Here is an 11,833-nt window from a genome sequence, read left to right as displayed (position 1 = left end):
TTTTTTGCGCCTGTTCGAATGGCTCCTTTTGGAGCTTGACGTAATCAGAAATTCGTTCGTGTGGTCACCTTCCCGAACGGTGATTGAGTGCCGCTCGGCGATGGCTTGAATTCTTCAGCAACCCCTATTTAATGACGCAGATCTAATTATCTTCGCGAATATTGATGGTAGGTCTGACATTCATTCTGTTCGCCATCTTCTTGATGTTGCATCAACAAATAACCATCGGGTTATTTTTATTGGCTCTAAGCACTTTGGATATAATCTTGACTGGATAACACGGATTGATAGGGATAAGAGAGGGCTGCTTCGTAATCCCCTTTTAGATGGAGTATTGCGCTCTGAAGAAAACGTGAAAAGACTTCAGCTGCCTTCTCTGAACTATATTTCAATTATTGATCCTCTTTGTGACGGTAATGGTAATATCTTGATTACTGATGATCTCGGTAGATTGATTTCACCTGATCGAAATCATTTGACAAAGTACGGAGCGATATATATCGGTCAGCATGTCTTTCACTCATCAATTCTGTCGGATCTATTACCTCGAAAATCCTGTCAGTTTTAATTGGGAATTATCATACAGGAGGGGATCTCTATTTATTCTTAAATGATATATCTTTCATAAAAATAATAACTTAGCATTCATAAAAAGGCCGGAAATCCGTATATTTCAGCAGATTTCTTCATTCATCCTCTGCTATCATGAAAAACATCAATCCTCTTGGCCTTTTCGACGAACATTTTCTGCTGGAACGGCTCACCAAGCTCAAAGATCCATTGGTAAAACTGGATACATATATCGACTGGAACATCTTTGCGCCGATCCTGAATGTCGTCTTCAGTAAGCCTGAAAACAGTAGCAAAGCAGGTCGCCCTCCGTTTGATAGAGTCATGATGTTCAAACTGCTCATTCTACAAAGCTTGTATAGTCTCTCCGATGATCAGATGGAGTTCCAAATAACAGACAGGCTGAGCTTCAAGCGATTTCTGAAGCTGAAGACCAGCGACAAGGTTCCCGACAGCAAGACCATCTGGAAGTTCCGTGAAACTCTCATCCAGGAAGGGGTTATCGAAGCCCTGTTTCACCGGTTCAATGAGGCCCTTGACGACCAGTCCGTCTTTGCAAATACCGGCCAGATTGTCGATGCCAGTTTTGTTGAAGTGCCCCGTCAGCGCAACACACGGGACGAGAACCAGCAGATCAAGAAAGGCGAAACCCCTGAAGCCTGGAAAGCAAAACCCAACAAACTTCGTCAAAAAGATCGTGACGCCCGCTGCACCAAGAAAAACAAGATGTCTTTCTATGGCTACAAGAACCATATAAAAGCCGACAAGGGAACAAAGCTCATCAGCGACTACATGGTTACCGATGCTTCAGTTCATGATTCACAGGAGCTTGAAACCCTTATCAGTACCGACGATGGCGGTCAGAAACTGTACGCAGACGCAGCCTATATTGGACAGGAAGAAACTATCGAAAGCAGTGGTATGAGGAATATGGTTCATGAAAAAGGCAACAGGTACCATAAGCTCACCGATGCCCAGAAGGCTTCGAACAAAGAAAAGTCTCGTACTCGCGCCAGAGTTGAACATGTGTTCGGCTTCATGACCAATTCGATGAACGCCATGTACATCAGAACCATTGGCTACATACGGGCAACTGGCAAGATTGGATTAGCTAACTTGACCTATAACATGATGCGCTGCACACAGCTGAAGAAGAAAGTGCACAATGTTTTCCTGCGGGATAGCTACGCCTAAAAGGTGCTTCCAGGGGGCTTTTAAGCCCAAAATGTGTCAAAGAACGGTGTTTTTTAGGATCGACGACAATCCTGCCGGGTCACCCGGTTACAGCGATATATCAAAAATCAATTCTTAGAGGTGCCCTTTACATAGATGAATGCCTTGAAGCCACCCTTCGATTGACCCGTTCAAATTGGACCGGACCGGTAAATATTGGTTCAGATGAAATGGTCTCTATTGATCAACTTGCTGAAATGGTTATGGACGTTGCGGGAAAGAGGCTAAAGATCAAGCATATCGATGGGCCCTTGGGCGTCAGAGGACGGAATTCTGATAACCATCTTATCGAAGAGCGTTTAGGGTGGCGTCCCACACAGGCATTACGGGTAGGGCTGGATAAAACCTACGCATGGATACAGACCCAAACCAAACCGTAACGTTGGACGGTCGAGACCCGTTGACTGGCCCCCGAAAGATCTTGCAACGGGTCTCGGTCATATTCATGCAACTTCCGTGTTTCATGGCGTGAACATATTCCACTCCAAGATTGCATATGGCAGGTGAAAGGATGAGGTCGGTATTGTCGAGTCGTGCCCTTCCCCCTCAGGCGAACAGGAGTGCCCGTTGATGGTTCCCGGCCGGGTGATCGTAAGGATTGATCCGAGGTACTTCCGCCCGGCGGAAGTGGAGACCCTGCTCGGCGACCCCTCGAAAGCGGAGCGGGAACTGGGGTGGGTGCCGGAGATCGGCCTGGAGCGTATGATCGAGGAGATGGTTAAGCATGACCTCGACGCTGCCCGAAGCGGCGCCCTCCTCAGGGCCCACGGCTACGATTTTGCCGTCACGCATGAGTACTGATTGTGAGGCATAGCCTCCAATGAGGCGCTGGCCGGCAGCAGAGCTTCGCGGTGTAGCGCTTCGAACCGATGCGTTGACGTTCTGCATGCCGGCACCTGCCGGCAATCCCTGCAGGGAAACCCGCCTCCTCACCTCTGTCCCAGCCGGAGGCCCCCCCGGCCATTCGCTTTCCGGATAAGGCACCTCAACCCCGTCAGGGTTTTAGCTGCACACGTCAGACCTCCTGCCGGGATAGCGCATCCGGCGGGTCGTTCTCCGTAAGGATGAGCTCCCGCCGCTCTTCGGCCTCGAGTTCACGCCTCCTTGCCTCGTACTCCATGGTCATTTTCCTCTCCAGGTACCGGCTGTAGTGTTCGTCGTCCTGCATCTCCGGCCGGTAGCGGCTCTGGAGAATGAAGAGGCCGACGAGGCCGATGATGGTGATGAGGAGGTCGCCGAGGATGACGAGCATCCGCACCATTGGCGCGTCCCCGATCGATACCGCAACCGAAAGCAGTACGATGTTGATGAGGACGATGCCGGTGATCTGCGCGGCCGTCAGCTGGGTGGGCTTACCGATGCGTTCGGGATCGAAATGCGGTGGCGTGGTGAAGATGCTCATCATGCTTCTCCTCTTGTCTTGAGTTCTCCTCTCCCGGAGTGCTGGAAAGGATTCCGCCGGGGTGGCGGGGTGCTGCCCTCGTCCTCTCGCCGGTGCCCCTGGCGATGGAGGAATGAACTCTATGTAGTGTATAAATATATGAAAAAACGCACATAGGCGCAAAAGCCGCGTAATGGAGCGCCTCACCCTGCAGCAAGACGAGGGGAAACGGGCGCAATCCTGAGTGCGGCGCATCACCATCACACATGAGTACAGATACCAACCCCTCATCCGCACCGGACCCCGATGGCTCGGCCCCGCCGGGGGGGCTGCGCCCGAAACACTCGCTGGCGGAGTGGTACTGTGCGCTCGGCCGCGTCGCAACGGTTGTCCTGATGATCGTCATCTTCTTCGTCGCCCTGGCTCCGAGGGAGGTCCTTCCGACGGTGGAGGGGTGGAACGACAAGGTGGAGCATTTCATCGCCTTCGGCGTACTCTCCATAGGCATTTCTCTCTATTGGAGGCTTTCTGGGTGGCCGGTCGCCGCCATCCTGACCTGCTACGGGGTGCTGATCGAGGTGGCCCAGTCGTTCACTCCGTGCAGGCAGGCAAGCCTCTTCGACGTGGCGGCCGATATCGCGGGGATCGCCATGGGGCTGCTCCTGCATGCGCTCGTGCGCCGGGCATCCCGATCTGTTCTTGGGACGGGTGCCCTGTCCTGAAGCGCCTGGCTGCCGTTGCCGCGGGTATTGTCCAGCGCAGTTCCCTCCGCTTGCGGGCGAGGTGACCGAATAATAAACAAGAAGTGGTGAAGCGATGAGTAAAAAGACCGATTGGCCCTCCCGGGCCTACCAGCTCGAGCAGCGGCGCGAGTTTGCGGAGCTCGAGATCCATTGCCGGCAGTGGGTTATTGCCGAATCGGAAAGCGCCACGGCATGGTATCATCTGGGCAACGTCCTGCTCAAAACGCAAAAGGTTCACGATGCCCTCGAGCCGTTCAGGAAATGCGTCTCGCTCGACAGCGGGATTGCAGAGGGCTGGAACAACCTCGGCGTGGCCTTGATGATCTCCGGCGAGGGGGCTCCTGTCGAGATGTTCGAAAAGGCGATCGCCCTGAAGCCCGGGTACGCTGAAGCCTTGAACAACCTCGGTGTCGCGCTGAAGGACGTCGACCCCGCCCGCTCTCTCTGGCTGCTGCGGAAGGCGATCAGGCTGAAGGCCGATTATGCGGATGCGTGGAGCAACCTCGCCGACATCCTCTGGCGCGGCGGCAATGCCGATGCGGCCGTCGACGGGTACCTGCATGCCATCGCCCTCAGGAAAGAGTATCCCCAGGCATGGTCGCGCCTCACCCATGCCTGTCGGCAGATGGTGGAGCCGGCGAGGCGCCGGGAGGTGCTCGACGAACTGCGCCGGATAGATCCCGCTCGATCGGAATCCTTCGCACGCGAGGTGCTGGCGTAGGAGTGCAGGGGCGACAGGCTGTCCGCCCCGTCTTCCTTGCGCCGCTGATTCACTTCATTCAAGCAATTGCAACGACTTCGTTTTATGCCGGATTTCGTACCGGCGGGGGCGAAGGCATCCCTACAGAAAGAATATGGCTGAAGTGAAGCTTCTCACGGTCATCATGGCCGGCGGTTCGGGTACGCGGCTCTGGCCGCTGTCACGCGAGTCCAATCCCAAGCAGTTCCTTTCCCTCGCAGGGAAAGAGTCGATGCTGCAGCAGACGCTGCGACGGGTCGAAGGGCTCGGCGATTCGCTCCCGCTCGTCATCTGCAACGAACGGCACCGGTTCCTTGCCGCCGAACAGCTGCAAGAGCTCGAACTGCTCGACCATAACGTCATGCTTGAGCCGGCCGGCCGCAATACCGCTCCCGCCGCGGCCCTTGCCGCACTGAAGGCGATTCTGGGGGGGGGCGATCCCGTGCTGCTGGTGATGGCGGCCGATCATGTGATAGCCGACGGCGTGGCGTTCCGGGATGCCGTGAAGGAAGCGTTGGCGTATGCCCAGTCGGGATCGCTGGTGACGATGGGCGTTGAGCCGGACCGGCCCGAGACCGGCTACGGCTATATCCGTACCGGAGAGGAGCTGGTGCCCGGGGTCTGGCGGGTTAAGGAGTTCGTGGAGAAGCCCTCCCTCGAGACGGCCGAATCCTATCTCTCCTCAGGCGACTATTTCTGGAACAGCGGGATGTTCATGTTCAGGGCGAGCCGCTACCTTGAGGAACTCGAGCATCACCGGCCAGACATTCTTGCCGCATGCCGCCAGGCGCTTGCTGAAGCGGTCAGCGATAAGGATTTCATCCGGGTCGATCCGGCTGCGTTCAAGGCCTGCCCTGCCGATTCCATCGATTATGCCGTGATGGAGAAGACCGGGGACGGGGTGGTGGTGATGCTGGACGCCGGCTGGAGCGACGTGGGGGCGTTCGGCGCCCTCCGCGACGTATTGGCGAAGAACGAGGATGGAAATGCGCTCAGCGGCGACGTGCTTGTCCATGACAGCCACGACAACCTGGTGATTGCCGAGAACATGCTCGTGGCAACGGTCGGGCTGGAGAACTGCATCGTGGTGCAGACCAGGGATGCTGTTCTTGTCGCATCGCGCGACAGGGTCCAGGAGGTGAAGCGCATCGTCGAGTCGTTGAAGGCGGCAGGCCGAAGCGAGCATGAGCTTCACCGGCAGGTATACCGGCCGTGGGGGCACTACGACTCCGTCGAGGCGGGGGAGCGCTATCAGGTGAAGCGCATCTGTGTCAACAGGGGAGCCAGGCTCTCGGTACAGCAGCACCACCACCGTGCGGAGCACTGGATCGTGGTGTCCGGGACGGCGAAGGTGACCCTTGACGCGACCGAGCGGCTGCTGACGGAGAACCAGTCGATCTACATTCCGGCCGGCTCGGTGCATTCGCTCGAGAATCCCGGTCGGATCCCTCTCGAGCTCATCGAGGTGCAGTCGGGAAGTTACCTCGGGGAGGACGACATCGTCCGGCTCGAGGATCTCTATGGGAGATGCCTTTCATGATTGTTGTGCCGGTTCCTCCGGCATGGCCCGATGCCTACCTCTCATCCTGTATTTCATCATCACCACTATTTGATGCCCGCTGAACAGTAACCCGCGGCGTAGCGGTCCTACCGCTACAGGTCCGGGCTGTGGCGACTCTCTCCCGACTGCCACGTGGCATGGCATAGGGAGGGCTGTCCCACGGCAGTCCAGACTCCCGCATCTTTGACTCAGCGGCTGCGTCCGCAATTTCCTCTTTCGGTTTTCAGTCGCTTTCGGTAGCGGCTGGCATGCCTTTTACGAAGACGGTGTAATTCGAAGTCCGGCCGGACTCGTTCTAACCGGTATTCATGAACATGAAACGCAAGCAACTATGGTAGAGCAGCAAGGACCAGCGTGTTCAGAACGTCCGCCGCAAGGGGACGGTGCCCGGCTTCGATCCCCTCAAGGAGAGGATTCGTCAATGGGCGAACGGGAGTGGGTCCTGTTGCATCAGAGCTGGGAGATCGTTTCACCTGAGAACGGTCGTATCCAGCTGACTTTCAGGGAGTTCCAGGCGTTCCTGCTGCTTGCGACTGCCGAGGGCAATGTCAAGGATCGTGGGGAGATGCTCTCCTTTTTCGGCTACAGTGACGACAAATTGGGCTACAAGGCCCTTGAGTCGCTGGTCTACAGGATCAGGAAAAAAACGCGGCGCATCGGTTTCCCCAACCTTGTCAACACCGCCTACGGCCTCGGCTGGACGCTGAGCGTGGCGATCAGGGTGGTCTGACGGTTCGTTTACCCCTTCCGCCGGGGGGGCGTTCCCTCCGCGCGGAGGGTTCATCCCTTCGCCACAGGGCTAATCTCTCCCCGATATCGCTTATAACCACTTACCCCCAATTACCATGAAGCACACGAGACTGTTTTGCTCTGTTCTTGTTCTCAGCTCTCTGGGTTCGCTTGGGCTGACGGCGCCCTCCGCCCATGCGGCAGCTCTTCCCGAAGCAGCCTACCTTCCGAACTACCACGGAAAATCAGTCACAACCCCCGTCGCCTGGGGTGCTTCAGACAACGTGGTGTTCGTCGGCATCGGCGGAACGACCCCTTCCCCCTACATCGGCACCAACGACGGCGCTGCGGTTTTCGGCTTCGGCGTCGGCAACCCTGAAAAGAACGTCGGCATCCAGGTCGCGCTGGTCTCCGTCGACATCAGCGAGTGGAAGGAGTATTCCGCCGGCCTCCATCTCTCCAGGGAGATCGGCAAAGGCAAAGGTATCGGCGTGGGTGTCGAAAGCATCATGCTGACCGATGGCGGCGACGCTACTGAGAGCTATTACGTGGTTTACAGTCAGGTTGTGCAGGCCGAGCCCTTCATCAACAGGCAGACCGGGAAGTCGAAGTTCCATTTCAGCGTGGGAGCCGGTACCAACCGCTTCGGCGAAAAAAGCCCCGTGGACCAGGAGCATGGAAAGGGCCGGTACGGAACCTACGTGTTCGGCAACGTGGCCTACGAGGTGGCGGAGTCGTTCAATCTGGTCGCCGACTGGAACGGCCTGAATCTGAATGCCGGTATCGCCAAGACGTTCCTCCTTCCCGGGTTCCCGCTCGTCACCACGATCGGCGTGGCCGACCTGACCGAGAATTCCGGAGACGGTCCCCGCCTGGTCTTTGCCGTAGGTACGGGCCTTAAACTCTAACCATCTATTTACGGAGAACACACATGAATCATACCACCGCATTCGTTACGGCTCCTCTTGCCGGGTTCATCATGCTGTCGGTCTGTGCCGGTGAGCTCAGGGCCGGTGGCACGGGGACGATGACCGACGTCTCGGCCGGGTCCACGCCGATGACTGTTTCCTCTACAGTCTCCACGGCCATCAGCGCCATTCCTGCCGCCCCATCTGTCCCGGTTGCCCCTGCGGCGCCGGCGACCCCTGCCCCAGCCCCTGCGGCGCCGAGCGCTCCGTCGTCACCCTCGTCTCCCTCAGCGCCCGACGTCGACAAGAAGACCTTCGTCATCGAAAAAGGTGCGACCTCTGAAGGTGTGGGGGCGCCTGATGTCGACAAGAAAACCATCGTGATCGAGAAAGGCTCGAAATCTGAAGGCGTGTCGGTGGATGGACCCGAATCTCCCGATGTGGATAAAAAAACGCTGGTTATCAAAGAGTCGCCCTCAGAAAAGGACGGTGTCCCGGACAACCAGCCCGAAGGCTCCGAGGGAGGAGACGGGCAGACTGCCGATTAGATGAAGCGCGAGATGAAGGACCAGATTGGACCTCTCAAGTAGTCTGAGATGCGATACGTTGTTGCTGCCGCTCCAGCTCTTTTCCTTTCATGTGGCCACCTTGCGCGGATGCGATCTCGATCGGCCCCGGAATCCTGCCATGTCGGCAACAACCGAGTGAGGGACTCGCCCGAGCCCCCCTCGTTCGGGTGGAACACCCGGTTAGCTGTAGTCCTGCCGAAAAGCCGCCTCGGTTCCTCCGGCCAGAGCGGGCTGCAAGGGGTCGGCCTCCGTCCGAACCCGCCGGTACCGATCAGGTTCGTGGAAATGGGCGGGTGGCCGAAATCAACATTCCTTACTCGTTGCAATGAAAAAACAAGCCGCCGGCGCTTCCGGCAGTATCGGTGGATCCGGTACGGGCGGGTTGATCAACAGCCTCTTTGAAAGTACCTCCGACCCCATACTCTCCTTAGTGCATGCCGGCAGATGGGTATGGGATGTGACGACGAACGCCAATGAATGGTCAGAGGAACTCTGGCCCTTATACGGCCTCGCCCCTCACAGCACCGAGCCATCCTATGCCTCGTGGCGACAGACGGTATCGCCTGAAGACCGTGACGCCGTTGAGGCGGCAGTCCATAATGCCGTGTCGAAAGGCACGGAATTCAACAGCACCTGGCGTGTGAATCTTCCTGAGGCGCCGGACGAGGTTCGGTGGCTTATGTCGAAAGGGACTCCCATACGGGACGAAGAGGGGCGGACAGTCCGTTATGCGGGCATTGTTTTCGACATTACCGAGTGGATGCGTGCAGAGGAGATTCGGCGTGAAAGCCAGGCCTGGTTCAATGCTGTGTTTGACAGCAACAGCGCCGTCAAGCTCATTCTCGATCCTCTCACCGGCCGGATCATCGACGCAAACGGATGTGCGCAACGCTATTATGGGTGGACGCTGGCCCAGCTTCCGTCCTTGCACATCAGCCAGATCCATGTGCAGCCCCGGGAAGCGCTTCGGATGCTTCTCGGAGCATGGGAAGAGCGCCAGAGCCAGCGGTTTGAATTCCGTCATCGCCGGGCCGACCACAGCATTCGCGACGTCGAAGCCTTCGGGAGCAGGATCTGCATCCATGGCAGAACCTATGTGTATCTGATCATCAACGATATGACGGAGCGAAAGCGCCTGGAGTCCCTGATGGCCTTCAGGCTTCGCCTGTTCCAGATGTCAGGGAGCGCTGAAGAACCCGAACTGCTGCGGGCCACGCTCGACGAAGCCGAACGACTGACCGGCAGCACCATCGGGTTCTGCCGCACGCTTGAGGCTCCGCTTATTGCTGAAGCCCGGCAGGTCCGGGTCTGGTCGAGCAATACCATGCAGCACGAGTGCCGCATGGAGGACTGCGAGGGCGATATGGGGATGGATATGGACGGGATCCCGGGTAAGGTGCTTCGAGAGGGAAAAGCGGTCATACACAATGATTTCAAGGCGCTCAAGCCCAACCGCCCGCTGCCTCACGGCCACTGCGACGTAGAGCGTGTACTGATTGTCCCCCTTATGGAGGGGAGTGCCGTCACAGCAGTTTTCGGGGTCGGCAACTGCCCTTACGACTATACCGAAGAAGATGCGACCCTCGTCAGCAACCTTGCCGGTTTCGCGCGTGACATCATTGCCCGGAAGCAGGCCGAACGGGCGGAGCAGGCCATGCAGGAGCAACTGAACCAGTCGCAGAAACTTGACCTTGTAGGCCGGCTTGCAGGAGGGATAGCGCATGACTACAACAACATGCTGGCCATTACCTTAGGACATGTGGAGATCCTGCTGGAGCAGGTCTCGGAAACGCACCCGTTCTTCAATGGGCTCCAGGCCATTCGCAACTCCACCGAGCGTTCAGCCTTAATCACCAGCCAGCTGCTGGCGTTCGCCCGGAAACAGACCAACCGGCCGGCAGTCATGAAGATGAATACGCTGGTCGAAGAGTGCCTTCCGATGATTCGGGGTGCTATGGGTGAATCGATCACATGCGCCTGGCATCCCGGTCCGGAGAGCCTCTCCGTCTTGATTGATCCCGGACAGTTCAGCCAGATTCTCATCAACCTCTGCTTCAACGCCCGGGACGCCATACAGGGGAACGGCACCATTACCGTTACTGCTGCCGACAGCAGGGCGGCGGGGAACACGGATAAACAGGCGCCGGCCTCCGCCGTCCTTACCGTCACCGATAGCGGCGCCGGTATCCCCGAGCACCTTCTTCCGCACATTTTCGAGCCATTCTTCACCACAAAAGAGGTCGGCAAGGGCACCGGGCTCGGCCTCTCATCCGTCTACGGGATCGTGAAGCAGAACAATGGCCAGGTCGCATGCACCACCGAACCGGACACCGGCACCACCTTCAGTGTATCCTTCCCCCTGTACGCTGAAGCGTCTGGAACAGAAGCACCCGCTGATGCTGACGCAAGCGGATCGGAAGGGGAGTCCGGCAGGAAAATCCTGATTGTCGAAGACGAACCCGATATTCTTCATCTTGTCAGGAAGATTCTTGAAAAAAATGGATACCTGGTGCGCTCGGCCCCGGACGCCGAAAGCGCCCTGACGCTCAACTGGAAGGGCAGCAGCCTGCTGCTTACGGACGTGATGCTGCCGGGCATGAACGGGGTGCAGCTCTATGAGAGGATGCATGCGGCCGATCCTGAGCTGCAATGCCTGTTCATCTCGGGATTCGCCCCTGAACGTCTTGATCACCCTCACCGGCTCCAGGAAGGCGTGAACTTCATCCGCAAACCCTTCAGCATCAAAGATCTTCTCAGGCTTGTTCAGCGGAAACTTCAGCCTCCGCCGCCGTCCGGGCAGCGGTGAGGTGGACGATAACACCAAGAACATACATACCCACACGATAGGAGAAGACCGTGCTTATGGATAACGGGTGTGCTCAGCACTGGTATGCGGTCTATGTCCGCTCGCGCTACGAGAAGAAAGTCCATCAGTGGCTTGAGGAGAAGGAGTTGACCGCGTTCCTCCCGCTCATGGAAACCGTCCGCCAATGGAGCGACCGGAAGAAAAAGGTGCAGGAGCCGCTGTTCAGGGGCTACGTGTTCGTCTGCATCGATATGCGTAAGGAGCATGTGAAGGTGCTTGATACCGAAGGCGTCGTGAGGTTCGTCGGGATCGGCAGGGTTCCCTCGGTTGTCGGCGAGCGCGATATCGAGTGGCTCAAGACGCTGGTGCACGAACCCGACGCCCTGCACCGGACCGTGGACTCGATGCCGGCCGGAAGGAAGGTTCGGGTGCTGGCCGGGCCGTTCCGGGGCATGGAGGGTGTGGTTGTCAAGCAGGGCCGACAGGAGCGGATCGTGGTGTTCTTCGAGAGTATCATGCAGGGCATCGAGGTGAGCATTCTGCCCGATCTGCTCATGACGCTGAAATGAACGGGGGCCGAGGGCCAGAAGCGCT

The 11,833-nt window shown here is 57.6% G+C and carries 10 protein-coding genes and 2 pseudogenes; 11 read left to right on the top strand and 1 reads right to left on the bottom strand.

Annotated features, from left to right (window positions below; genetic code table 11):
• Positions 1–705: 705 nt before the first annotated feature.
• The 3 genes and pseudogenes from E0L29_RS08220 to E0L29_RS08210 form a co-directional block, all read left to right on the top strand.
• Complete coding sequence (locus E0L29_RS08220) at positions 706–1,764, top strand: IS5 family transposase (protein ID WP_242664333.1); 1,059 nt, start codon at positions 706–708, stop codon at positions 1,762–1,764.
• A gap of 125 nt (positions 1,765–1,889) precedes the next feature.
• Positions 1,890–2,183: pseudogene (locus E0L29_RS11735) on the top strand (NAD-dependent dehydratase); the annotation flags it as partial.
• A gap of 130 nt (positions 2,184–2,313) precedes the next feature.
• A pseudogene (locus tag E0L29_RS08210) lies at positions 2,314–2,604 on the top strand (GDP-mannose 4,6-dehydratase); the annotation flags it as partial.
• A 214-nt stretch (positions 2,605–2,818) separates the two neighbouring features.
• On the opposite strand, the gene E0L29_RS08205 reads toward E0L29_RS08210, so the two are convergent.
• Positions 2,819–3,208 carry a hypothetical protein gene (locus tag E0L29_RS08205; protein WP_131357495.1) on the bottom strand — a complete coding sequence of 130 codons (390 nt, stop codon included), beginning with the start codon at positions 3,206–3,208 and terminating at the stop codon, positions 2,819–2,821.
• Positions 3,209–3,450: 242 nt separating this feature from the next.
• Between E0L29_RS08205 and E0L29_RS08200 the strand changes: the two genes are divergently transcribed.
• The 8 genes from E0L29_RS08200 (at position 3,451) to E0L29_RS08165 (ending at position 11,808) form a co-directional block, all read left to right on the top strand.
• Complete coding sequence (locus E0L29_RS08200) at positions 3,451–3,906, top strand: VanZ family protein (RefSeq protein ID WP_207387764.1); 456 nt, start codon at positions 3,451–3,453, stop codon at positions 3,904–3,906.
• 94 nt (positions 3,907–4,000) lie between these two features.
• Positions 4,001–4,648 (top strand): tetratricopeptide repeat protein, encoded by a 648-nt coding sequence (locus E0L29_RS08195; RefSeq protein ID WP_131357492.1) that lies wholly within the window; start codon positions 4,001–4,003, stop codon positions 4,646–4,648.
• Between the two features lie 133 nt (positions 4,649–4,781).
• On the top strand, positions 4,782–6,206 hold the full coding sequence (locus tag E0L29_RS08190) for a mannose-1-phosphate guanylyltransferase/mannose-6-phosphate isomerase (protein ID WP_131357489.1): 1,425 nt from the start codon (positions 4,782–4,784) through the stop codon (positions 6,204–6,206).
• Positions 6,207–6,672: 466 nt separating this feature from the next.
• A complete protein-coding gene (locus tag E0L29_RS08185; protein WP_165498858.1) occupies positions 6,673–6,957 on the top strand; it encodes a helix-turn-helix domain-containing protein in 285 nt (94 codons plus the stop codon).
• A gap of 115 nt (positions 6,958–7,072) precedes the next feature.
• Positions 7,073–7,864 carry a hypothetical protein gene (locus E0L29_RS08180; RefSeq protein WP_165498857.1) on the top strand — a complete coding sequence of 264 codons (792 nt, stop codon included), beginning with the start codon at positions 7,073–7,075 and terminating at the stop codon, positions 7,862–7,864.
• 23 nt (positions 7,865–7,887) lie between these two features.
• On the top strand, positions 7,888–8,412 hold the full coding sequence (locus E0L29_RS08175) for a hypothetical protein (protein WP_131357484.1): 525 nt from the start codon (positions 7,888–7,890) through the stop codon (positions 8,410–8,412).
• Between the two features lie 346 nt (positions 8,413–8,758).
• Positions 8,759–11,239, top strand: coding sequence for an ATP-binding protein (locus E0L29_RS08170; protein ID WP_131357481.1), 2,481 nt, complete (start codon positions 8,759–8,761; stop codon positions 11,237–11,239).
• 56 nt (positions 11,240–11,295) lie between these two features.
• Positions 11,296–11,808: a UpxY family transcription antiterminator gene (locus E0L29_RS08165; RefSeq protein WP_131357478.1), complete on the top strand. Its 513-nt coding sequence runs from the start codon at positions 11,296–11,298 to the stop codon at positions 11,806–11,808.
• Positions 11,809–11,833 lie beyond the last annotated feature (25 nt).

Origin of the sequence: Chlorobium sp. N1, from assembly GCF_004332115.1 — a bacterium.
Taxonomy (GTDB): domain Bacteria; phylum Bacteroidota; class Chlorobiia; order Chlorobiales; family Chlorobiaceae; genus Chlorobium.
The sequence above is the reverse complement of the archived record's forward strand: the minus strand, read 5'-3'. Positions and strand labels throughout refer to the sequence as shown.

Bases quoted from the DNA above. Each gene is read 5' to 3' on its own strand.
- E0L29_RS08175 (WP_131357484.1), top strand. From the start codon at position 7,888: ATGAATCATACCACCGCATTCGTTACGGCTCCTCTTGCCGGGTTCATC.
- E0L29_RS08170 (WP_131357481.1), top strand. From the start codon at position 8,759: ATGAAAAAACAAGCCGCCGGCGCTTCCGGCAGTATCGGTGGATCCGGT.
- E0L29_RS08195 (WP_131357492.1), top strand. From the start codon at position 4,001: ATGAGTAAAAAGACCGATTGGCCCTCCCGGGCCTACCAGCTCGAGCAG.
- E0L29_RS08190 (WP_131357489.1), top strand. From the start codon at position 4,782: ATGGCTGAAGTGAAGCTTCTCACGGTCATCATGGCCGGCGGTTCGGGT.
- E0L29_RS08165 (WP_131357478.1), top strand. From the start codon at position 11,296: ATGGATAACGGGTGTGCTCAGCACTGGTATGCGGTCTATGTCCGCTCG.
- E0L29_RS08180 (WP_165498857.1), top strand. From the start codon at position 7,073: ATGAAGCACACGAGACTGTTTTGCTCTGTTCTTGTTCTCAGCTCTCTG.
- E0L29_RS08205 (WP_131357495.1), bottom strand. From the start codon at position 3,208: ATGATGAGCATCTTCACCACGCCACCGCATTTCGATCCCGAACGCATC.
- E0L29_RS08200 (WP_207387764.1), top strand. From the start codon at position 3,451: ATGAGTACAGATACCAACCCCTCATCCGCACCGGACCCCGATGGCTCG.
- E0L29_RS08220 (WP_242664333.1), top strand. From the start codon at position 706: ATGAAAAACATCAATCCTCTTGGCCTTTTCGACGAACATTTTCTGCTG.